The 21,970-nt window shown below is 65.2% G+C and carries 16 protein-coding genes; 5 read left to right on the top strand and 11 right to left on the bottom strand.

Annotation, left to right across the window (positions count from 1 at the left end):
* The first annotated feature begins 2 nt into the window (after nt 1-2).
* Nucleotides 3-938 carry a hypothetical protein gene (locus tag JQ627_RS28830; protein WP_249143464.1) on the top strand — a complete coding sequence of 312 codons (936 nt, stop codon included), beginning with the start codon at nt 3-5 and terminating at the stop codon, nt 936-938.
* Here the strand turns inward: JQ627_RS28830 and JQ627_RS28825 are convergent.
* The 7 genes from JQ627_RS28825 to JQ627_RS28795 form a co-directional block, all read right to left on the bottom strand.
* A complete protein-coding gene (locus tag JQ627_RS28825; RefSeq protein ID WP_212487764.1) occupies nt 910-1,896 on the bottom strand; it encodes an ABC transporter ATP-binding protein in 987 nt (328 codons plus the stop codon). The two genes, JQ627_RS28830 and JQ627_RS28825, sit on opposite strands and share 29 nt — an antisense overlap.
* Nucleotides 1,893-2,900 (bottom strand): ABC transporter ATP-binding protein, encoded by a 1,008-nt coding sequence (locus tag JQ627_RS28820; RefSeq protein ID WP_212487763.1) that lies wholly within the window; start codon nt 2,898-2,900, stop codon nt 1,893-1,895. The genes JQ627_RS28825 and JQ627_RS28820 overlap by 4 nt, the downstream gene beginning before the upstream one ends.
* Entirely contained in the window at nt 2,900-3,793 is an 894-nt protein-coding gene (locus tag JQ627_RS28815; protein ID WP_212487762.1) for an ABC transporter permease, read from the bottom strand. Before JQ627_RS28815 ends, JQ627_RS28820 begins: the two co-directional genes overlap by 1 nt.
* 9 nt (nt 3,794-3,802) lie before the next feature.
* Nucleotides 3,803-4,750, bottom strand: a complete 948-nt coding sequence (locus JQ627_RS28810) for an ABC transporter permease (protein ID WP_212487761.1) — start codon at nt 4,748-4,750, stop codon at nt 3,803-3,805.
* Between the two features lie 35 nt (nt 4,751-4,785).
* Nucleotides 4,786-6,384 carry an ABC transporter substrate-binding protein gene (locus JQ627_RS28805; RefSeq protein WP_212487760.1) on the bottom strand — a complete coding sequence of 533 codons (1,599 nt, stop codon included), beginning with the start codon at nt 6,382-6,384 and terminating at the stop codon, nt 4,786-4,788.
* A gap of 271 nt (nt 6,385-6,655) precedes the next feature.
* Nucleotides 6,656-8,206 carry an AMP-binding protein gene (locus JQ627_RS28800; RefSeq protein WP_212487759.1) on the bottom strand — a complete coding sequence of 517 codons (1,551 nt, stop codon included), beginning with the start codon at nt 8,204-8,206 and terminating at the stop codon, nt 6,656-6,658.
* Between the two features lie 18 nt (nt 8,207-8,224).
* The gene (locus JQ627_RS28795; protein WP_212487758.1) at nt 8,225-9,379 is read right to left on the bottom strand and encodes an iron-containing alcohol dehydrogenase; all 1,155 of its coding nucleotides are present in this window, start codon (nt 9,377-9,379) and stop codon (nt 8,225-8,227) included.
* A gap of 482 nt (nt 9,380-9,861) precedes the next feature.
* Here JQ627_RS28795 and JQ627_RS28790 point away from each other — a divergent pair, with 482 nt between their 5' ends.
* The 3 genes from JQ627_RS28790 (at nt 9,862) to JQ627_RS28780 (ending at nt 15,748) form a co-directional block, all read left to right on the top strand.
* Nucleotides 9,862-11,079 carry an efflux RND transporter periplasmic adaptor subunit gene (locus tag JQ627_RS28790; protein WP_212487757.1) on the top strand — a complete coding sequence of 406 codons (1,218 nt, stop codon included), beginning with the start codon at nt 9,862-9,864 and terminating at the stop codon, nt 11,077-11,079.
* Nucleotides 11,076-14,243: an efflux RND transporter permease subunit gene (locus JQ627_RS28785; protein WP_212487756.1), complete on the top strand. Its 3,168-nt coding sequence runs from the start codon at nt 11,076-11,078 to the stop codon at nt 14,241-14,243. The genes JQ627_RS28790 and JQ627_RS28785 overlap by 4 nt, the downstream gene beginning before the upstream one ends.
* A gap of 311 nt (nt 14,244-14,554) precedes the next feature.
* Nucleotides 14,555-15,748, top strand: coding sequence for an ABC transporter substrate-binding protein (locus JQ627_RS28780; RefSeq protein ID WP_212487755.1), 1,194 nt, complete (start codon nt 14,555-14,557; stop codon nt 15,746-15,748).
* 82 nt (nt 15,749-15,830) lie between these two features.
* On the opposite strand, the gene JQ627_RS28775 is transcribed toward JQ627_RS28780, so the two are convergent.
* From JQ627_RS28775 to JQ627_RS28760, 4 genes are read right to left on the bottom strand one after another with little or no spacing between them, the layout of a single operon-like run.
* Entirely contained in the window at nt 15,831-16,220 is a 390-nt protein-coding gene (locus JQ627_RS28775; protein ID WP_212487754.1) for an MAPEG family protein, read from the bottom strand.
* A gap of 28 nt (nt 16,221-16,248) precedes the next feature.
* The gene (locus tag JQ627_RS28770) at nt 16,249-17,331 is read right to left on the bottom strand and encodes a lipocalin-like domain-containing protein (protein ID WP_212487753.1); all 1,083 of its coding nucleotides are present in this window, start codon (nt 17,329-17,331) and stop codon (nt 16,249-16,251) included.
* The gene (locus JQ627_RS28765; protein WP_212487752.1) at nt 17,321-19,783 is read right to left on the bottom strand and encodes an FtsX-like permease family protein; all 2,463 of its coding nucleotides are present in this window, start codon (nt 19,781-19,783) and stop codon (nt 17,321-17,323) included. Before JQ627_RS28765 ends, JQ627_RS28770 begins: the two co-directional genes overlap by 11 nt.
* Nucleotides 19,780-20,433, bottom strand: a complete 654-nt coding sequence (locus JQ627_RS28760) for an ABC transporter ATP-binding protein (RefSeq protein WP_212487751.1) — start codon at nt 20,431-20,433, stop codon at nt 19,780-19,782. The genes JQ627_RS28765 and JQ627_RS28760 overlap by 4 nt, the downstream gene beginning before the upstream one ends.
* 144 nt (nt 20,434-20,577) lie before the next feature.
* Between JQ627_RS28760 and JQ627_RS28755 the strand changes: the two genes are divergently transcribed.
* Nucleotides 20,578-21,927, top strand: a complete 1,350-nt coding sequence (locus tag JQ627_RS28755) for an MFS transporter (protein ID WP_212487750.1) — start codon at nt 20,578-20,580, stop codon at nt 21,925-21,927.
* The last annotated feature ends 43 nt before the right edge of the window (nt 21,928-21,970 follow it).

Here is a 21,970-nt window from a genome sequence, read left to right as displayed (position 1 = left end):
GGATGCTGAATAATTTCAATATTTTAGAATCTACTCCGGATTGCGTCGAATCTATATTGAACATTGTTCATGTATCGGCTACTAATGTAGAAGGCTGTGCAATCAGTCTGGAGGCCAGCATGTTGCGCGCCCGTGACCAAGCCCAAGCGACCAATGCCTTGCTCCCGTCGACGTCGCGCCGATTCTCGTTCGTCCCACTCCAAATCCGCGAAAAATGCCTGCTCGGCGCGCTAGCCGTCCTGATGCTGGTGGCGCTGCTGGCGCCCGCGCTGCCCGCTTCCGCCTGGCACGTCCCGCATTTCGTCGACACTCGCGCCTGGCTGGGCGTGCCCAATGCCGGCGACGTGCTGAGCAATCTCGCCTTCCTCACAATGGGCGTCTGGGGTTTGGCGCGCCTTCGTGCCCGTCCTGATGCGCCCGTGGGTGCAAGCTGCCTCTTCGTGGGCTTGATCCTCACTTGTGTCGGGTCGAGCATCTATCATCTCGTCCCCGACGCGCCGCAGCGGCTCGTGGCCGATCGTCTCGGTATGGCGGTCGCGTTCGCCGGCTTTCTGGGCATCGCGGCCGGCGAGCGCGTCAGCGTGCGCGCCGGTCGGGCGGTGGTGGTGCTGATGACGGTTGCGGGCCTGCTCGCGGCCTGGATGGCCCGCGAGAACCTCACGCCGTGGGTGGTCGTGCAGTTCGGCGGCATGGCGCTCGCTGTGGGACTGGCGTTGACACGGCCCCGGCCCGGCGCGCTTGGGGTGCCGCTCGGCGGCGTGATCTTCTTCTATGCGCTGGCCAAGCTTTTCGAGCTGGGTGACGTGACCGTGTTCGAAGCGACCGGACACATCGTCTCGGGCCACACGCTCAAGCATCTCTCCGCCGCGCTGGCGGCCTGGCCGGTGATCCGGGCGTTGCGGCCTGTTCCTACTGGCCCCGCCCCGTCCCCTCGTTGAGCAGACACGCCACCTGATGTCCGGCGCCGGCCTCCACCAGCGCCGGCCGTTCCGTCTTGCACCGCTCCATCGCAAACCGGCAGCGGGTGTGAAACGCACAGCCCGGCGGCGGATTGACCGGGCTCGGCACGTCGCCGTCGACGAGCGGCGCGAGCTTCTTGGCAAACGGGTTCGCAACCGGCACTGAAGCGAGCAGCGCCTGCGTGTAGGGATGGCGCGGATTGCGGAACAGCTCGTCCTTGTCGGCGATCTCGACGATCCGGCCGAGATACATCACCGCAACGCGGTGGCTGATGTGCGCGACCACGGCGAGGTCGTGGGCGATGAAGAGATAGGAGAAGCCGTGCTGCCGCTGCAGGTCGATCAGCAGATTGATCACCTGCGCCTGGATCGAGACATCGAGCGCGGAGACCGGCTCGTCGCAGACGATCAGGCGCGGCTCCAGCGCGAGCGCCCGCGCGATGCAGATGCGCTGGCGCTGGCCGCCCGAAAATTGATGCGGGAAGTTTCGCATCTGATCGGGTCGCAGTCCCACTTGCTCGAACAGCTTTGCGACGCGCGCCTCCAGCGCCTTGCCGGTGGCGAGCCCATGCACGGCCAGCGGCTCGCCGACGATGTCGCCCGCGGTCATGCGCGGATTGAGCGAAGCGAAAGGATCCTGGAACACGATCTGCATCGAGCGGCGATGCGGGCGCAGCGCGGTTTTGGAGAGACGGGTGATGTCCTCTCCCTCGAGGCGGATCTGGCCCGACGTCGGCTCGACCAGCCGCAGCACGCTGCGCGCCACCGTCGATTTGCCGCAGCCGGATTCGCCGACAAGGCCGAGCGTCTCGCCGGTATGAACCGAGAACGAGACGCCGTCGACCGCGTGCACGGTGCCGACCTGCCGCCGCAACACGCCGGCGCGCACCGCGTAGTGCTTCTTGAGATCGGTGACTTCGAGCAGCGCCTCGGTCATGCCACCTCCGCCACTTCTGCGGCACGCCAGCACGCCGCGAGATGGCCGCCGCCCCAATCCGCGAGCGGCGGATATTCGGCTTCGCAGCGCTTGATCGCAAGCTTGCAGCGCGGCGCGAAGGCGCAGCCTTTCGGCAGCCGCACCAGCGACGGCACGGTGCCGGGAATTTCGTTGAGCCGCGCCTGCGCCGTGACGCCGGATGCCGGCACCGCCGGGATCGAAGCCATCAGCCCGCGCGTATAGGGATGCTTTGGCGCGGCGAACAGCGCTTCGACGCTGGCTTCCTCGACCTTGCGGCCCGCATACATCACGATCACGCGTTGTGCGGTCTGCGCCACGACGCCAAGATCATGCGTGATCAGCACGAGACCGGTGCCGAGCTCCTTCTGAAGGTCGAGGATCAGTGCCAGGATCTGCGCCTGGATGGTGACGTCGAGCGCAGTGGTCGGCTCGTCCGCGATCAGCAGCACCGGCCGGCAGGCCAGCGCCATCGCGATCATCGCGCGCTGGCGCATGCCGCCGGAAAGCTGATGCGGATATTCGCGCGCGCGGCGTGCCGGCTCGGGGATACGCACCAGCCGCAGCATCTCGACCGCGATGTTCTGGGCCTCCTTGGACGACAAGTTCCTGTGCAGCCGGACGGCCTCGACGATCTGGTCACCGATCCGCATCACCGGATTGAGCGAGGTCATCGGCTCCTGGAAGATCATGGAGATGCGATTGCCCCTGACAGCGCGCATGTCGGCTTCGTCCAGCGCGAGCAGGTCGGTGCCTTCGAGCGAGACCGACCCGCCGACGATGCGGCCCGGCGGATCGGGCACCAGCCGCATCAGGGACAACGCGGTGACGCTCTTGCCGCAGCCGGATTCGCCTACGATCGCCAGCGTCTCGCCGCGCTTCACGGTGAACGACAGATCGTCGACCGCCCTGAACAGGCCGGAATTGGTGAAGAACACCGTCTTCAGGTTCTTCACATCGAGCACGATATCGGATTTTTCAGCCATCAGCCGCGCTGCCGGGGATCGAGGATGTCGCGCAGGGCGTCGCCGAACAGATTGGCGCCGAACACGGCGAGGCTGATCGCGATGCCCGGGAAGATCACGAGCCATGGCGCCGTGCGGACATATTCGGCGGCGGATTCAGAGAGCATGCGGCCCCACGACGGATAGGGCTCGGGAATACCGAGGCCGAGGAAGGAGAGGGAAGCCTCGGTGAGGATGGTCGAGCCGAGCTGCGCGGTTGCGAGCACGATCAGCGGCGCCAGCGTGTTCGGCAGCACGTGGCGCAGCGCGATCCGGACCTCACTCATGCCGATCGACTTGGCGGCCTCGACGAACGGCTGCTCGCGCAGCGCCAGCGTGTTGGCGCGGATGACGCGCGACACGGTCGGGATCAGCGGGATCGCGATGGCGATGATGACGTTTGGCAGGGATGGACCGAGCGCGGCCGTCATGATCAGGGCCAGGACCAGCAGCGGTAATGCCTGCAAAATATCCGAGACGCGCTGGAACACCAGATCGACCCAGCCGGAGAGATAACCGGACGTCAGCCCCACGATGACCCCGATCGTCCCGCCCAGCGCGGTCGAGCCGATGCCGACCGCGAGCGAGATCCGTGCGCCGTGGATGATGCGGCTGAACACGTCGCGGCCGAAGGAATCCGTGCCCATCCAGTGCGTCGCGCTCGGGCGCGCCAGCGCGCGGGCGGCGTCGATCGTCAGGGGATCGTAGCGCGCGATGAAGTCGGCAAAGATCGCCGTGAACACGAACAGCGTCATGATAATGAGCCCGGCCGCACCCAGCACGTGCCGCTGCGCCAAATACAGCACGCGCCGCCAGCCGCCGGTCGCATGCGCGCCGGCGCGCCTCAGTTCAAGATCATAGTCAATCGCGGCCAAACTGATCTCCTAATCCGTATACCGGATACGCGGGTCGAACACGGCGTAGAGCATGTCGACGATGAAGTTCGCGCTCACCACCACGACCGCAATCAGCATCACGAGGTTCTGGACGATCGGATAGTCGCGCCAGCGGATCGCCTCGACCAGGAAGCGCGCGACGCCGGGGATGTTGAACACGGTCTCGGTCACGATCAGGCCGCCGATCAGGAACGCCGCCTCGATGCCGATCACGGTGATGACGGGCAGGATCGCGTTCTTCAGCGCGTGGTGATAGTTCACGGCCGCGTCCGATGCGCCCTTGGCACGGGCGGTGCGGATATAATCCTGCCGCAGCACCTCCAGCATCGAGGAACGGGTGATGCGCATGGTCAGTGCCGCGCTGCGGAAACCGACCGCGGCGGCCGGCACGGCGTAAGTCGCGAACGCCTCGAGCCAGGTCTGCGGATTGGGATTGAAGATCGGCATCTGGCCGAACATGGCGACCGAGGCGGTGAGGATCAGCAGGCCGAGCCAGAACGAGGGCAGCGACAAGCCGCTGAGGCTGACGACCCGGAGCGCGTAATCGAGCCGTGTCCCCTGCTTCACCGCGCTGATGACGCCGAGCGGAATGCCGATCGACGCGGAGAACAGCAGCGCCAGGCCGGCGAGCCGCGCGGTGATCGGGATCCGCGGCAATATCTCCTGAAGCGCCGGTTTTTCGGAGACATAGGAGTAACCAAAGTCGCCGCGCAGAAAACCGCTGATCCAGTGCCAGTACTGCACGATCAGCGGCTGGTCGATGCCGAGCTCCTTCTCCAGATTGGCCTTGTCGGCGGGATCGACGTAGCCGGCCGCGGCAAACAGGATGTCGACGATGTTGCCTGGCACGACGCGCAGCAGGAAGAAGATGACGACCGAGATCCCGAACAGGGTCACGAGCATCAGGAACAGGCGCCGCACCAGATAGGCAAACATGCATCGCCTCCTGTCGAAACCGTCAGTCGCCTGCGCTACTTGTCCATCCAGACGTCCTCATAGCGATACCCATTATAGGAGCTGTTCGACATCACGGTCACGCCCTTGACGTAAGGCTGCCAGCAGGAGCCGGTGCGCGCGTGGAAGATGATCGGACGGGCGACGTCCTCCTGCAACTTTTTGTCGATGTCCCACACCAGCTTCTTGCGCTTGTTGACGTCGGTCTCCTGCGACTGCACGTCGAACAGCTTTTCGATCTCCTTGTTGCAGTAATTGGTGTAGTTGCGCTCGGAACCGCAGGAATAGTTTTCGTAGAACGACTGGTCGGGATCGTCGACGGCGTTGCCGGTCAAATTGAGCCCGAGCATGTAGTCCTTGCGTGCGATCTTCGGGAACCAGTTCGCGGTCTCGACCACGTCGAGCTCGCCGTCGATATAGATGCTCTTGAGCTGGTCGATCAGGATCACCGCAGGATCGCGGTAGACCGGGATGTTGCGGGTCGAGACCTTGACGGCGAGGTGCTTGTCCGGTCCGTAGCCGGCCTTCTGCATCAGCTTCCTGGCTGCCTCGCGGTTGGCGTTCACATCGGGGCCATAGCCGGGAATGCTCTCGAGCATCTCCTTAGGCATGCCCCACAGCCCGTTCGGTGGCGGCAGCAGGGTGCCGCCGACGTCGCCCTGGCCCTCGAACATGATCGAGATGAACGCCTTGCGGTCGAGCGACAGCGCCATGGCGCGGCGGATGTCGATATTGTCGAACGGCGGCGCGGACGAATTGACGATGATGTTGGTCGCGACATTGTTGGGTTCGACCACGCAGACCGCATTCGGCGCCTGCGATTTGACGTCCTTCAATAGCGGAATGCTCACTTCGGTCGGGAATGCCATGTCGAACTTGCCGGCGACGAAGGCGAGGATCGCGGTCGAGCGGTTCGGGATGATGGTGAACTCGATGCCGTCGAGATAGGGCCGCCCCTTGCGCCAATAGTCGGGATTGCGGGTCAGCTTGATCGATTCATTGGCCTTGAACTCGACGAATTTGAACGGGCCGGTGCCGATCGGGTGCGTGCGCATGTCGCCGGGCGAGACGTGGCAGGGATAGACCGGCGTATAGCCCGAGGCGAGCAGGGCTAGCAGCGAAGGCTGCGGCCGCTTCAAGTTGAAGGAAACTTCGAGGTCGCCGTTGGTGGAGATGTCGTTGACCTGTTCGTACCAGGTCTTGCGCGGATTCTGCCGGAACTTCTGCTGCGACTTGCCCATCAGCATGTCGAAAGTGCATTTGACGTCCGCGGAGGTGAACGGCTTGCCGTCATGCCATTTCACGCCCTGGCGCAGCTTGAAGGTCAGCGTCTTGTTGTCGTTGACCCAGGCCCAGCTCTCCGCGAGTTCCGGGACGATGTTGTCCATCCTGTTCTGCGCCTCGTCCTGCTTGTAGATGACGAGGTTGTTGAACACAGGCATGAAGGGAACATTGAGCGAATAGGTCGCGCCTTCATGGATCGAGGCATTGCCGGGGCTGTCGCGGTGGTACATCCGCAGGATTCCGCCCTGTTTGGGCTCGCCGGCGTAGGCAATGGTCGAAAACGCCAGCAAAGATAGCGCCGCCGTCGCGGCGAGCGCCCGTACGCTCCGCATCCTCGTCCTCCCTGGACATTAGTTTTTTGGGCCTTTTGTGGCCTGTTTGTCAGGACGATAGCGACGCGAGCACAGCGAGGCAACCGGCAAGGCCGCTTGCGCTCTCGACAATTCGGATGACGGAAGGTCGCGGGGGGCTTCACGCTCTCATCGTGTGAGAGTGCAGGTGCGAACGGATGGTTCCTGTGCGGATGTTGCGCGCAGTCGATCGACGAGCTCCGCTGTCGTCCCGGGCTCGCGACTTCGTCGCGCCCCGGGACGACAGTGCGGCTCACACGATCCGCGACGTCTTGTTACCCCAATAGCGGTCCCGCAGCAGCCGCTTGTACAGCTTGCCCGTCGGCAGCCGCGGCAGTTCCTTCTCGAAATCGACCGAGCGCGGCACCTTCTGCCGCGACAGCGATTGGCCGCAGAAGGCGATCAGTTCTTCGGCGAGCCCCTCGCCCGGCACGACGCCCGGCATCGGCTGCACCACCGCCTTCACCTCTTCGCCGAGATCGGGATTGGGCACGCCGAACACCGCGGCATCGGCGACCTTCGGATGGGTGATCAGCAGATTCTCGCATTCCTGCGGATAGATGTTCACTCCGCCGGAGATGATCATGAAGGTTGCGCGGTCGGTCAAATAGAGGAAACGATCTTGGTCGACATAGCCGACGTCGCCGACCGTGCTCATGCTGCCGTCTGCCGAGCGTGCCTCCCTGGTTTTCTCGGGGTCGTTGAAATATTCGAACGGCGATGCGGTCTTGAACCAGACCTGGCCCGGCGTGCCGGTCGGGCACGCCTTCATGTTCTCGTCGAGGATATGGAGGTCGCCGAGCAGCACCTTGCCGACGGTGCCGCGATGGCTAAGCCATTCCGCGCTGTTGCAGGCGGTGAAACCGAGGCCTTCGGTCGCGCCGTAATATTCGTGGATGATCGGTCCCCACCATTCTATCATGTCGTCCTTGACCAGCGCCGGGCAGGGCGCGGCGGCGTGGATCGCGATCTCCAGCGACGACAGATCGTAGCGGTCGCGCACCCCCTCCGGCAGCTTCAGCATGCGCGAGAACATCGTCGGCACCAGCTGGGTGTGGGTGATACCCCATTGCTGGACGAGCTCGAGATAACGCTCGGGATCGAACGTCTCCATGATGATCACGGTGCCGCCCATGCGGATCGTGAGGTTTACGGCCGCCTGCGGCGCCGAATGATAGAGCGGTGCCGGCGACAGATAGACCATGCCCTCGCGGTAGTGCCAAAGCTTTGTCAGGAAATCGAACAGCGGCAGATTGTGTTTTGGCGGCTCCTCAGGCAGCGGGCGCAGGATGCCCTTCGGGCGTCCGGTCGTGCCCGAGGAATAGAGCATGGCGGTGCCGAGCCATTCATCGGCGATCGGAGCCTTGGGCAGGTCGGCCGTCGCCTCGGCAAGGCCGACGATGCGATCGCTCTCGCCGGGACCGTCGGCGACGATGCAGAGCTTGATGTCCGGGCAGGCTTTGATCGCCTCGCGGGCGATGTCGAGTTTTGCAACGGACGTGATCAGGATTTTCGACTGGCTGTTGACGAGGAGATAAGCGAGTTCGCCCGGCGTCAGGAACGAGTTGATGCAGGTGTAGTACAGCCCGGAGCGCTCGCCCGCACCGCAGGCTTCGAGGTAGCGCGAATTGTTCTCCATGAAGATCGAGTAGTGGTCGAGCCGCCTCAGGCCGCGCTTGCGGAACAGATGCGCCAGGCGGTTGCTGCGCGCATCGAGCTCGCGATAGGTGACGGCCTCGCCGGTCGCAGCCATGATGAAGGCGGGCTGGAGCGGGCGTAGACGGGCATGCTGACCTGGATACATCAGTCCTCCGGCTTGAAATTATGCGGCGAGAAGCAGGATTTCGCGAATGTCGGCGGGGCCGTCGATCTTGCGCGGGTTGCGCGGGATCCAGTTCGTGCGCATCGCCTGCTCGGCGATGGCGTCGAAATGCTCAGGCGAGACTCGGACGTCGGCGAGGCTGCGGGGCATGCCGAGCGAGCGGATGAAGGCATCGAGCACGTCGGCGGCGTTGTGGCCGGCAAAACCCATCGCAGCGGCGACGATCATCTGGCGCTCGGCGTTGTCGCGCGCGTTCCAGCGCATCACCGCCGGCAGCATGATGCAGGAGGTGTAGCCGTGCGGCACGTCGAAGGCCGCACCCAGCACATAGCCGATACCGTGGCTCGCGCCCATCGGCACGCCGGCCGCGAGCGCGCCCATCGACAGCCAGGTGCCGATCTGCGCATCCATGCGGGCGTCGAGGTCGGCAGGGTCGGCCTTCACCCGCGGCAGCGCGTCGGCGAGCATGGCGAGGCCCTTCACCGACTGCGCGTCGGCATAAGGGTGCGTCTCGCGCGAGCAGATCGCCTCGACGCAATGGTCGACGGCGCGGATGCCGGTGGAGAGAAACAGCCATTCCGGCGTGTGCACGGTGATGGCGGGATCGAGGATGGTCGCACGCGGCACCGTCAGCGGATGCCGCAGCATCTGCTTCACATGCGTGCCGCGGTCGGTGACGCCGGCGATCGCGCTGAACTCGCCGCCGGCGATCGTGGTCGGCACGCTGATCTGGCGCACGGAAGGAGCGGTCATCTCGGGTGCGACGCCCTTGTGGACGCGGATGCGCTCGATGCCCTCGATATCGTCGATGCCGTTGGCAAGGCAGAGCTGCACCGCCTTGGCGCCGTCGGTGATCGAACCGCCGCCCACGGTGACGATCAGGTCCGCGCCTGCGTCGCGCGCCGCGTTGGTGGCGGCGATCACCGCCTCGCGCGGCGTATGCGCCGGCATGGCGTCGAACAGCCCCGCGCAGCGCGCGCCCACGGCCTGCTTGATCTTTTCGATTTCGTCAGTCTGCCGGTTCAGCGTGCCGGACACCATCAGGAAGGCGCGGCGCGTCCCCAGCCGGTCCATCTGCGCAACGACGGCCTCGGCCGCGGGATGGCCGAACACGACCTCCTCGATCGCGCCGTAAACGACACGTCCCTGGTGCACGCCTGTCCTCCCAGGACAATTCGGCTCTGTTTTTTCTGGGAGTAATCTAGCCGAGCGGACGGTATCCGTCATGTGTGAAGACGCTGGCCACGCTCCCACCCTCCCCTGGAGGGGCCCTGGAGGGGGAGGGTCGATCGCGCGCAGCGCGAGCGGGGTGGGGTGATCTATCCACACGGGCGCTGCTCAACGCGGAGAGACCATCACCCCACCCCGTCTCACATTTCGCTTGCGCTCCATGTGAGCCGACCCTCCCGCTCCAGGGGGGCGAACGTCGCGTCTTGATTGCTGACGTTACGCCGACGCGCATCAGCCGCCGCTTGTCATCATCTCGCTTCCTGTCAACCCGCCATCCGGCCAGGGCATTCTTCGAAGCATTGCGCGTGCATTGGTCTTGAAGAGTTCATCATTGCCAATCATCTTGTGGCGCCCGCGGGTAGAGGCGTACCCTGCGTTTTTCGGCGGCTCTTATGCGAGGACCTGGGATGACTGAACCGGACGGAAGCGAGCAGTTTGTCAAAAGGCACGATTTCGTCCAGCCCGGGCCCTGCGTAATGCCTTATGCAATTGCCGGCCTCCTCGTAGCGGCCTTCGCGCTCGCCGGTTGCGGGCAGCCCGCCTCGCAAGCGTCGGCGCCACCGCCCGCGCCGGTGACCGTCGCCCAACCTGTCAAGCGCACTGTCACTGATTGGGACGAGTTCACCGGCCGCTTCGAGGCGGTCGAGGAGGTGCAGGTGCGCCCCCGTGTCGGCGGCTTCGTCAACTCCGTCGAATTCCAGGACGGCGCGATCGTGCGTCAGGGCGACCTGCTCTACGTCATCGACCCGCGCCCGTTCGAGGCGGTGGCCGAGCAGGCGGACGGCCAGTTGTCCGACGCGCGTGCCAAGGTGGAGCTTGCCAAGCGCGAGCTCGACCGTGGCCTGAACCTGGTCCAGACCAGCGCCGTCTCCGAGCAGGCCGTCGACCAGCGCCGGCAGGCCCTGCAGGCGGCGCATGCCGCGGAGACGCAGGCCGCAGGTGCGCTGAAGGCCGCCCGGCTCAATATCGAGTTCACCCATGTCACCGCGCCGCTCACCGGCCGGGTCAGTCGCCATCTCGTCAGCCCCGGTAATCTCGTGCAGGGCAGCGATACCGGCACCTCGACATTGCTGACCTCGATCGTCGCGCTCGACCCGATCTACGTCTATTTCGACATGGATGAGGCGACCTTCATCAAATACAGCAAGCTGTGGTTCGAAGGCCGCCGCCCGAGCTCGCGCGACACCGCGAACCCGGTGCAGGTGACGCTCGCCGGCGAGACCAAGCCGTCGCATGAGGGCACCATCAACTTCCTCGACAACCGCCTCGATGTCTCCACCGGCACGCTGCGCAGCCGCGCCGTGATCAAGAACACCGATCTCTCGATCCTGCCAGGCCAGTTCGGCCGTGTCCGCCTGATCGGCAGCGCGCCCTATGAGGCGCTGCTGATTCCCGATGTCGCTGTCGCGACCGACCAGTCCCGCAAGATCGTGTTCGTGGTCAAGCCGGACGACACCGTCGAGGCGCGTCCCGTGGTGCTCGGTCCGCTCGATGAAGGCCTGCGCGTAATCCGCGACGGGCTGAAGGCCGAGGACCGCGTCATCGTCAACGGCATCCAGCGCGCCCGCGTCGGCGCCAAGGTCGCCCCGCAGACGGCTCAAGCCCCGGCCGGTGGCAAGTCATGAATCTTGGCCGTCTCTCCATCAACCAGCCCATCCTGGCGATGGTGCTGTCGATCGTGCTGCTGATCATCGGCGCGCTCGCCTACACCACGCTGCCGGTGTCCGAATATCCGCAAGTGGTGCCGCCCACCGTGGTCGTCACCACGCAGTACCCCGGCGCCTCCGCCCAGACCGTGTCCGACACGGTCGCAGCTCCCATCGAGCAGGAGATCAACGGCGTCGAGGACATGCTGTATCTCTACAGCCAGGCGACCTCGAACGGCCAGCTCACCATCACCGTCACCTTCAAGCTCGGCACCGACCTCGACAAGGCCCAGGTGCTGGTGCAGAACCGCGTCGCGATCGCGCAGCCTCGGCTCCCCGAGGAAGTCCAGCGCAACGGCGTCACCACGCGCAAGAACTCGCCCGACATCCTCATGGTCGTGTTCATGCTGTCGCCCGACGACACGTTCGACCAGCTCTACATCTCCAATTACGCGCTGCTCCAGGTCCGCGACCAGCTGCTGCGGCTCGACGGCGTCGGCGACATCCAGATCTTCGGCGCACGCGACTATTCGATGAGGTTGTGGCTCGACCCCGACCGTATCGCCAATCTCGGCCTGACCTCGACCGAGGTCATCGCCGCGATCCGCGCGCAGAACATCCAGATCGCAGGCGGCCAGGTCGCCGAGCCGCCGATCACCGATCGCGCCTTCCAGCCGAACCTCGTCTTCACCGGACGGCTGAAGGACCAGAGACAGTTCGAGGATATCCTGATCAAGGCCGGCTCGGACGGCCGAACCGTGCGCCTGCGCGATGTTGCCCGCATCGAGCTCGGTGCGCTCTCCTACTCCACCAACAGCTTCCTGTTGCGCAAATCGGCGGTCGGCATGCTGGTGACCCAGCGGCCCGGGTCGAACGCGCTGGCGACCGCGAAAAGCATCTCCGACACCATGGCCAAGCTGAAGGAGAGTTTTCCGAAGGGCCTCGACTACAATATCGGCTACAATCCGACCGAGTTCATCGCGCAGTCCGTCCATGAGCTGATCAAGACCATCTACGAGGCCATGCTGCTGGTGGTCGTCGTCGTGTTGGTGTTCCTGCAGGGCTGGCGGCCGGCGATCATCCCGATCATCGCCATCCCGGTCTCGCTGGTCGGCACCTTTGCGGTGATGGCGGCGCTCGGCTTCTCCATTAACAATCTCACGCTGTTCGGGCTCGTGCTCGCCGTCGGTATCGTCGTCGACGACGCCATCGTGGTGGTCGAGAATGTCGAGCGGCACCTCGAACGTGGCCTCAGCCGGCGCGATGCGGCACTCAAAACCATGGAGGAGGTCGGCGGCGCGCTGGTCTCGATTGCGCTGGTGCTCTGCGCCGTGTTTGTGCCGACGGCATTCCTCGGCGGCATTTCCGGGCAGTTCTTCCAGCAATTCGCCGTCACCATCGCGGTTGCGACCGCGATCTCCTGCTTCTGCTCGCTGACGCTGTCGCCGGCGCTGGCCTCGCTGATCCTCACGCCGCACGAGGAGAAGCGACCGCCGGCGGCCTGGAACGTCATCGCGCGGGCCTGGGGTGCCTTCACCGGCGTCTTCAACCGCGTGTTCGACCGGCTCTCGCATGGCTATGCGGGCCTTGCCAATTTCGTGATCCGTCATTCCGTCGCGATGCTGCTGATCTACGTCGTGCTGATCGGCAGCGCCGGCTGGCTGATCGGGACCACGCCGCAGGGCTTCATCCCCGCGCAGGATCGCGGCTACGTCATCGTCTCCGTGCAATTGCCCGGCGCGGCGTCGCTCGCGCGCACCACTGAGATCGTGCGCGAGATCGAGCGGATTGCGCTGGATACCCCGGGCATCATCCGTGTTGCCGTCTTCGCCGGATTCTCGGGGGCCACGCGCACGCAGCAGGGCAACGCAGCGGCGCTGTTTCCGGTGTTCGACGAGCCCGAAGCGCGGTTGAAGAAGGGGCTGACGGCGAACGCCATCACGGCCGAACTGCGCAAGCGGCTCGCCGCGCTCCAGGGCGCGTTCATCATCGTCATTCCGCCGCCGGCCGTGCCCGGCATCGGCACCGGCGGCGGCTTCACCATCCGCATCCAGGACCGCCAGGGCCGCGGGCCCGAGCTGCTCGCCGCAGCCACCGACGAGCTTGTCGCCGCGGCGCGCAAATCGCCGTTGCTGCTCGGCCCCACGGTGTTCTCCCCGTTCACGGCCAACACACCGCAGCTCTTCGTCGACATCGACCGCACCAAGGCGCAGAAGCTCGGTGTGCCCATCGCTGGCATCAACGACACGATCCAGACCTACTTCGGATCGACCTACGTCAACGACTTCAACCTATTCGGCCGCACCTATCACGTCACCGCGCAGGCCGACTTCCCGTTCCGGAAAGAACCCAGCGACCTCTCGCGGTTGCGCACGCGTAACGCCTCCGGCGACATGGTGATGCTCGGCAGCGTGGTCGAGTTCAAGGACGTTTCCGGCCCCGACCGCGTCGCGCGCTACAATCTCTATGCGGCATCCGAGCTCCAGGGCGAACCGGCGCCGGGCGTCAGTTCGACCACCGCGCTCAACACCATCAAGAAGCTGGCGGACGATACCTTGCCGAGCGGCTTCACCTTCGAATGGACTGACCTCTCCTACCAGCAGATCACCGGCGGCAATGCCGGCCTGCTCGTGTTCCCGATCTGCGTGCTGTTCGTCTATCTCGTGCTCGCCGCGCAATATGGCAGCTGGACGCTTCCATTCGCGGTGATCCTGATCGTGCCGATGTGCCTGTTGGCGGCCACCATCGGCGTGCGCATCATGGGGCAGGACGTCAACATCCTCACCCAGATCGGCTTCGTCGTTCTGGTGGGGTTAGCTGCCAAGAACGCGATCCTGATCGTCGAGTTCGCGCGCGACATCGAGAAGGAAGGCAAGCCGCGGCTGGAGGCCGTGATCGACGCCTGCCGCCTGCGCCTGCGGCCGATCCTGATGACCTCCTTCGCCTTCATCCTCGGCGTGCTGCCGCTGGTGATATCGTCCGGCTCCGGCTCGGAGATGCGGCAGGCGGTCGGCGTCGCCGTGTTCTTCGGCATGATCGGCGTCACCCTGTTCGGCCTGCTGTTCACCCCGATCTTCTATGTGGTGGTGCGGAACCTCGCCGAAGGGCGGAACGAGGGGAAGAAGCCGGAGGTGGCGGCCTGACGTAAGTCAGGGGGCCACGATCGCAAGACACTCTCCGCTGTCGTCCCCGCCTCGTGCGCAATTGCGCACGGGGCGCGGGGACTCATAACCCCGGGGAGAAGTTGCGGGGCGAAGCTGGTAACCACGAGTCGTCGCCAAACGTCTCCCGGTGGTTATGGGTCCCGGGCTCGCGCTTCGCGGGCACCGGGACGACATCGTTTTTGTCGCACCATCCTCCATACTAACGACCAACATGAAATGGATGGGCAGGCGCGGGGTTCTTCACTAGTATCCGCGCGATTTCAGAACAGAAAACTGCTGGGAGCCAACATATGAAATCAGCACTTTTGGCCGCTGTCGCAACGTCTGCTATGTTGCTGGCTGCGCCGGCCTTCGCGCAAGGCGTCAAGATCGGCATCCTTAATGACCAGTCCGGCGTCTACGCCGATTACGGCGGCAAATGGTCGGTCGAAGCGGCCAAGATGGCGATCGAGGATTTTGGCGGCGAGGTGCTGGGTCAGAAGGTCGAGCTCGTCACCGCCGACCACCAGAACAAGCCGGATCTCGCCACCTCGATCGCGCGTCGCTGGTACGACGTCGAGAACGTCGATATGATCACGGAGCTGACGACCTCCTCGGTCGCGCTCGCGATCCACGAGCTCTCAAAGGAAAAGAAGAAGATCGACATCGTGGTGGGCGCCGCGACATCGCGCCTGACCGGCGATGCCTGTCAGCCCTATGGCTTCCACTGGGCCTATGACACCCGCGCGCTCGGCGTCGGCACCGGCGGTGCGCTGACCAAGGCTGGCGGCAACACCTGGTTCTTCCTCACCGCGGATTACGCTTTCGGCTATGCGCTGGAGAAGGACACCAGCGAGATCGTCACCGCCAATGGCGGCAAGGTGGTCGGCTCGGTGCGGGTGCCGCTCAACTCCTCGGACTTCTCCTCCTTCCTGCTGCAGGCGCAGAGCTCGAAGGCGAAGATCGTGGGCCTCGCCAATGCCGGCCTCGACACCACCAACTCGATCAAGCAGGCCTCCGAATTCGGCATCGTCGCCGGCGGCCAGAAGCTCGCAGGCCTCTTGATGACGCTCGCCGAAGTGCATGGTCTCGGCCTGCAGGCCGCGCAGGGCCTGGTGCTGACCGAAGGCTATTACTGGGACGTCAACGACCGCACGCGCAATCTCGGCGAACGCTTCCTCAAGCGCACCGGCCGGATGCCCAACATGATCCAGGCCGGCACCTATTCGGCGACGCTGAGCTATCTCAAGGCGGTCAAGGCCGCCGGCACCAAGGATCCCGACGCGGTCGCCAAGAAGCTGAAGGAGCTGCCGGTCGACGACGACTTCGCGCAAGGCGGCAAGGTGCTCGAGAACGGCCGCATGGTCCATGACATGTATCTGTTCGAGGTAAAGAAACCGTCGGAATCGAAGAAGCCGTGGGACTATTACAAGCAGCTCGCCGTAGTCCCCGGTGAAAAGGCTTTCTTCACCGCCAAGGAAAGCGGCTGCCCGCTGACGAAGTGAACCTCTCGTGTTCCGGACGCGGTGCAGCGCTTCTTAGCGGTGCACCGCAGAACCGGGACACGAGCGGGCGTGTTGCCGCGCTTCACTTCACCAGCCGCAACGCCACCGCGCCCAGCGCCCCCGCCCATAGCGTAAGCGCCGCGAGCGCCTGGATAGCAAACCCCGGGCCGCGCTTTGCCGCCGCCTTCGAATAGCCGATGAAATAGACGATGCGGCCGATGATCCAGACCGCGCCGATGCCGGCTGCGATGGCGTCGCCGATATAGATCGCGAACAGCCAGAGCGACGGCAGGACAATCGGCATCCATTCCAGCGTGTTCGCCTGGATGCGGAAGGCGCGCTCGAAATCCGGATGACCTGACGTCGCCGGCACCTTGATGCCCGTCCTCGACCTCGCTCGCGAGACGTTGATGGTGACGAAAAGATAAAATGCAATCGCCAGCAGCGTGACGAGGGCGGTGAAATCGTACATCGCGGGATTCCTTCAAACAGGTCGCGCTTCAATACCCGGTCAGCTCGAGATAGCCAACGCCGTCATGCGTGCCGGCAAAGCTGATCGGCCCCTCCCAATAGGAGAAGCCGGTCCCCATCCAGGCCCTGGGATTGAGCGGCTTGCAGGAGATCGAGAACGATCGCGAGGGGATCGCGATCTGCCATTCCACCGGCAGCTTGCGGCCCGCGACTTCCGCCGTCGCCTTCGGAGTCATCTGGATGTCGCCACCCGCGATCATCTGCGTGTCGCCGGCGGCGGTGATCCAGTTGCCGAACGGATAATCCTTGCCGTCCTTCTGGCGCAGTCGGTACAGCATCAGCTTGTCGCCGGACGCGAGATGCAGCGACAGCCAGTCCCAGCCGGTCTGGTCGGCATCGAGCGGCTGGCTGCTCCATTCGCGATCCATCCAGGCCTGGCCTGAGACGCCGACCGGCTTGTCGTCGATGACGAGCGTGCCGCGCGCGCGGTAGAACGGCTGGCTGTAATAATACGACGCCTGGCCACGCTCCGACTTGCGGCTGTAGCCGTGATCGCCCTGCAGCACCAGGTGACGATCGGCTTCAAGCGTCAGCGCGTAGCTGAAATCGGTGCCCGAGGCCTTCAGCGTCACCGGCGCCAAGGAGCGATCGTCGGTGCGCTCGGACCCCTTCATTTCCCAATCGTCGATCCAGGCAGCAAACGGCTTTGCTGTGACGCCGGCCTGCCCGATGCCGCCGCGCGAAAACACCTCGTTGAAGCGATGGGTGTCGGCGCGCGTCGCCGCCGCATGGGCCATCCAGATCTGCTGATTGGCCCAGCCTTCGCCTTGCGGCCCCGGCTGCGCCGCCTGGCGGAACAACGTCCATTGCAGGCCGCACGCCGCGCCGCTGCTGTCGACGAGGTTCGCCGTGAGATACCACCATTCGATGCGGAACTCCGGATGCGGGCCGTGATCGGCCGGGAAGCTGAACAGCTTTCCCGGGGTCACCTTCGCAAAGCCGTTGGCGGTCTCGCCGAGCCCGGCATAGCCTTGCGCGCCAGCGCGGCGGGCCGCCGCGAGGGCGACGATGCCGCCGGCGAACGCGCGCCGCGAAATCTTGTCAGCGCTCATTGGCGAACACCTTGACGAGGCTGGCCGGCTGCATCCGCGCCAGCCGTATCATCGGCAGCAACGCGGCAAGCAGCGAAGCGATCAGCGCGACCGCGACCAGCTCCACCAATTGCAGCGGAAACACGTGGAACGGCAGCCGCCAGCCGAATGCCTTCACGTTGACGATCGCGATCAGGCACCACGCCACCAGCAATCCGAGCGGCACGGCCAGCAGCGCTGTGAACAGCGCGACCGACAGCGTCTTGGTCAGTTCGATCGCGGCAAGGCGCGGCCGGGTGATGCCGATCGCCCAGAGCGGCGCGAGCTGCGGCAGGCGGGAATTCGCGAGCGTCAAAAGGCTTGTCAGCAGCGCAATGCCGGCGACGCCGAGCGTGAACGCATTCAGCGCCGACGTCACCGCAAAGGTGCGGTTGAAGATCCGGATCGATTCCGCCTTCACTGTTGCCTGATCCGCGACGCTGCGGTCGTCGAGGGCAAACTGCTTCTGCAAGGCCGCGATCAGGCCGGGAATATTCTCCTTCGCGACGATGAGGCCGATCCGCGTCTGCGGCGTCTGCGGAAAGTGCCGGATCAGCGCCGCGACGTTGACGGCGAGCTGTCCCTTGGGATTGCCGTAATCGGCATAGATGCCCACGATGTCGAGCTCCCAGCTTCCGCCGGGCGCCGGCACATCGACGACGTCGCCGACGCGGACGTTGAGGCGGCGGCTCAGCTGCTCGCTGATGAAGGCGGCATTGCCCGGCACGAGCTGGGTCCAGGCGCGCGGCGCGGTCTCCAGCAGCGGCCAGCGCTCGCGATAGAGCGCGTGATCGGGCAGGCCGAGCAATTCCACCGGCTGTCCCTGCACCTGCGCCTCGGCGCGTCCGCCCGACAGGATCGCCTGCACGTCGTTGCGCTCCTTCAGCCAGCTCCGGATCGCAACGCCTTGCGAATTGTCGGAGGCGCTGATGTAGACGTCGGCGGCAAGCCGCCCGTTGAGCCAGCCGATGAAGGTGCGGCTGAAGGTTTCCACCATGGTGGACACCCCGACATTGACGGCCAGCGCGAGCAGCAGCGCCATCAGCGCCAGCGAGAGCCCCGAGAGCTGTTGCCGGCTGTCAGCCCAGAACCACAGCGCGAGCGGTTTCCGCGCCCAGCGCTGGCCCACCAGGAGGATGATTTCGAGGAAGGCCGGCAGGATCAATGCCGCGCCGAACATCAGCGCCGCCAGCACGCCAAAGCCCGCGATCAAGGATTGTCCGTAGTGTAGGAGCAAGAGAGCTACTGCGAACACAGCGCAGGCCGCCAGGCTTTGCAGGACCAGCCAGCGCCGCTGCCGTTGCTGCCAGGCGCGGGGCTGCGCCGTTGCCAGCACCGGCATCCTGATTGCTTTGATCAGGCTGGTGGCCGCAGCGACCAGCGCACCCGCAATGCTGATGCCGATACCGGCGAGCCACCACTCCGAACGCAGTGTGAGTTGTCCCGGGATCTGCGCGCCGTACAGCCCCCGCAGCGACGCCGCGACGTCGGGCAACAGCGCAGCCGCGATGAAATAGCCGCAGACCAGCCCGATCAATCCTGCGACCAGCGCCAGCGCCACCAGCTCGACCACCAGCACCGTGTTGACCAGCCGCGCCGAGGCACCGCAGGCCCGCAAGGTGCGCAGCATCGGCAACCGCTGCTCGAAGGCGAGGCCGACGGCGGAATTGACGATGAAGAGGCCGACGAAGAACGACAGCAGGCCAAAGGCGGTGAGGTTGAGATGAAAGCTGTCGGTAAGGCGTTCCAGCTCCGTCTCCGCGTTCGGCTCGACTCGCTGCAACTGCTCACCGACGACACTTTGAAGCGGCGCCGGCTTGCCCTTGGGCTTGCCGATCAGCAGTCGCGAGACCTGCTCCGGCTTGTTCAGCAGCCGCTGCGCCACGCCGATATCCACGACAAGCACGTCGGGCACCAGCTGCGGCAGCACGCGTAGCGGCGGCAGCTTTGCGCCGCTGCTGATCGGGGGTGCTGTGCCTTCCTGCTCCTGCAAGTCGGTCAGCGTTTCCCGCGCCACCAGCGTCTGACCGGGCGGCGCAACGAAACTGCTCAAATCCGAGGCACCGAGGCGCGGCGCGTTGCCGACATCGGTCGGCATTGTCACCGGCTCGATGCCGAGCAGGCGCACCGAGCGCCCGTTGACCTGAACGCGTCCTTCCAGCACGGGCGAAACCGGCCAGCCCGCGCGGCGGAGCTTGACGAACAGCTCTTGTGGGAAGGTTGCGGCGTTCGGAGCGACCAGCATGGCCGTGCGCACGCCGCCGAAGGTCGCCGCTGCGCGATCATAGGCATTGCGGGCCTGCTGGTTGATCGCCTGCACGCCGCTCCACAATGCCGTCGCCGCGATCAGGCCGATCAGGAGCGTGGCGAACTGCATCTTGTGCCGTCGCCAATGGCTCAGGAGCACCGCGAGGACCCACAGCGCGCGCCTCATGCGATCCGCCCCGCATGCAGGGTGACGTGGCGGTCGAGCGTGCCGGCCAGATGCAGGCTGTGCGTCACCATCAGGAAGCCGCAGCCGGTCCGCGAGACGAGATCGCGCGTCAGCGCCAGCACGTCCTCGGCGGTATCCTCGTCGAGATTGCCGGTCGGCTCGTCCGCGAGCAGCAGTGAGGGCTTTGTCGCCAGCGCCCGGCCGATCGCGACCCGCTGCTGCTGGCCGCCTGATAATTGCTCTGGATATCGCTTGAGCAGGCCGCTGAGCCCGAGCCGTTCGACCAGCTCCGTGGTCCAGGACGCATCATGCCGGCCGGCGATCCGGGCCTGGAAGGCGAGATTGTCCGCGACCGACAGGCTCGGGATCAGGTTGAACTGCTGGAAAACGAGGCCGATCCGGTCGCGCCGCAAACCTGCGCGCCCCGCGTCGGAGAGCTCAGTGACCTCGATATCTTCCAGCCGGATCGAGCCATCGTCGGCGGCATCCAGGCCTGCGATCAGATGCAACAGCGTGCTCTTGCCGCTGCCGGATTCGCCGGTCAGCGCGACGCGCTCGCCGGCCTTGAGGTCGAGGTCGACCCCGCGCAGCACATGGACCGGCTCGCCGGCCGAGGAGAAGGTCTTTGAGAGGTTTCGGATGCTCAGCAAGGTCAATGCGCCGGACGGAATTAACTCAATGCTGCGTAGCACACTTGCCGTGGAAATGCCGGGGTTGCGTTGGCTTTCAAGCCGTTGTTAGCTCCAAAGACGGCCAAATCAAAAGTGCCGACAAGAAGACATACGGGGAGAACGATGAGCGCTCAGGGAACGCCCGACGTTGCGGGCAGGACGGCGGGGGAATCTAAGGGTTTGGCAACGCAAACGCCGAAGGGCGCCTGGACCGTCACTTTTCTCCTCTTTCTCTTCATGGTCGTGAACTTCGCCGACAAGATCGTCGTCGGTCTCGCCGGCGTGCCGATCATGACCGACATGAAGCTCAGCGCCGAGCAATTCGGCCTGCTCGGCTCCTCGTTCTTCTTCCTGTTCTCGATCTCGGCCATCGTGGTCGGCTTCATCGTCAACAAGGTGCCGACGCGCTGGGTGCTGCTGACGCTGGCGGTGATCTGGGCGCTGGCGCAGTTTCCGATGGTTGGCACCGTCTCCTTCACCACGCTCCTGATCTGCCGCATCGTGCTGGGCGCGGGCGAGGGACCTGCCTTCTCGGTCGCAGCCCACGCGATCTACAAATGGTTTCCCGACGAGAAGCGTACGCTGCCGACCGCGATCCTGTCGCAAGGCTCGGCCTTCGGCGTCATCCTGGCCGTGCCGGCGCTGAACTGGGTCATCGTCAACCACTCCTGGCACTACGCCTTTGGCGCGCTCGGCGTCGTCGGCCTGATGTGGGTTTGCGCCTGGCTGACGTTCGGCAAGGAAGGCCCGCTCGAGGACACGCAGGTTCTCGCCGTCACGGAGCCGAAAATTCCTTATGTTCAGCTTCTGACCTCGCGCACCTTCCTCGGCTGCGTGATCGCGACCTTCGGGGCCTATTGGGCGCTGTCGCTCGGCCTCACCTGGTTCACGCCGTTCATCGTCAAGGGCCTCGGCTTCTCGCAGAGTCAGGCCGGCTTCGTCTCGATCCTGCCCTGGGTGTTCGGCGCCACAATCGTCATCCTCACGGGGTGGATCTCGCAGGTGATGATGGCGCGCGGCTATACCACGCGCATCTCGCGCGGCGTGCTCGGCTCGGTGCCGCTGATCATCGGCGGCCTGATCCTGGCGATGATGCCGCACGTCCAAGGCGCTGGTCTTCAGATCGCGGCGCTCGTCGTCGGCTCTGGCCTCTGTGGCGCGATCTATGTCGTCTGCCCGCCGATGCTCGGCGAGTTCACCCCGGCCTCGCAGCGCGGCGCGGTCATCGCGATCTACGGCGCCCTCTATACGCTCTCGGGGATCATCGCGCCGAACGTCATGGGCACCGTGATCCAGCGTGCCGGCAGCATGCTCGACGGCTACATGACCGGCTTCACCATCAATGCGGTGGTCATGGTCGGCTCCGGTGTCATCGGTCTGCTCCTGCTCTGGCCGAACACGGAAAAGGCCAGGCTGACCCGCGGTGCGGCCCCGCAAGGCGCAGCGCTGAAGGGCGCGGTCTCGCCGACGTAAGGGGCGCTGTCTTACCCTCCCCTGGAGGGGGAGGGTCGCTACG

This window comes from Bradyrhizobium liaoningense (assembly GCF_018130785.1).
Classification (GTDB): domain Bacteria; phylum Pseudomonadota; class Alphaproteobacteria; order Rhizobiales; family Xanthobacteraceae; genus Bradyrhizobium; species Bradyrhizobium liaoningense_A.
Note: the sequence above shows the minus strand (reverse complement) of the source record. Positions and strands in the feature narration are given on the sequence as shown.

Bases quoted from the DNA above. Each gene is read 5' to 3' on its own strand.
- JQ627_RS28785 (WP_212487756.1), top strand. From the start codon at position 11,076: ATGAATCTTGGCCGTCTCTCCATCAACCAGCCCATCCTGGCGATGGTG.
- JQ627_RS28800 (WP_212487759.1), bottom strand. From the start codon at position 8,206: ATGTATCCAGGTCAGCATGCCCGTCTACGCCCGCTCCAGCCCGCCTTC.
- JQ627_RS28790 (WP_212487757.1), top strand. From the start codon at position 9,862: ATGACTGAACCGGACGGAAGCGAGCAGTTTGTCAAAAGGCACGATTTC.
- JQ627_RS28755 (WP_212487750.1), top strand. From the start codon at position 20,578: ATGAGCGCTCAGGGAACGCCCGACGTTGCGGGCAGGACGGCGGGGGAA.
- JQ627_RS28775 (WP_212487754.1), bottom strand. From the start codon at position 16,220: ATGTACGATTTCACCGCCCTCGTCACGCTGCTGGCGATTGCATTTTAT.
- JQ627_RS28805 (WP_212487760.1), bottom strand. From the start codon at position 6,384: ATGCGGAGCGTACGGGCGCTCGCCGCGACGGCGGCGCTATCTTTGCTG.
- JQ627_RS28810 (WP_212487761.1), bottom strand. From the start codon at position 4,750: ATGTTTGCCTATCTGGTGCGGCGCCTGTTCCTGATGCTCGTGACCCTG.
- JQ627_RS28780 (WP_212487755.1), top strand. From the start codon at position 14,555: ATGAAATCAGCACTTTTGGCCGCTGTCGCAACGTCTGCTATGTTGCTG.
- JQ627_RS28770 (WP_212487753.1), bottom strand. From the start codon at position 17,331: ATGAGCGCTGACAAGATTTCGCGGCGCGCGTTCGCCGGCGGCATCGTC.
- JQ627_RS28820 (WP_212487763.1), bottom strand. From the start codon at position 2,900: ATGGCTGAAAAATCCGATATCGTGCTCGATGTGAAGAACCTGAAGACG.
- JQ627_RS28765 (WP_212487752.1), bottom strand. From the start codon at position 19,783: ATGAGGCGCGCGCTGTGGGTCCTCGCGGTGCTCCTGAGCCATTGGCGA.
- JQ627_RS28825 (WP_212487764.1), bottom strand. From the start codon at position 1,896: ATGACCGAGGCGCTGCTCGAAGTCACCGATCTCAAGAAGCACTACGCG.
- JQ627_RS28830 (WP_249143464.1), top strand. From the start codon at position 3: ATGCTGAATAATTTCAATATTTTAGAATCTACTCCGGATTGCGTCGAA.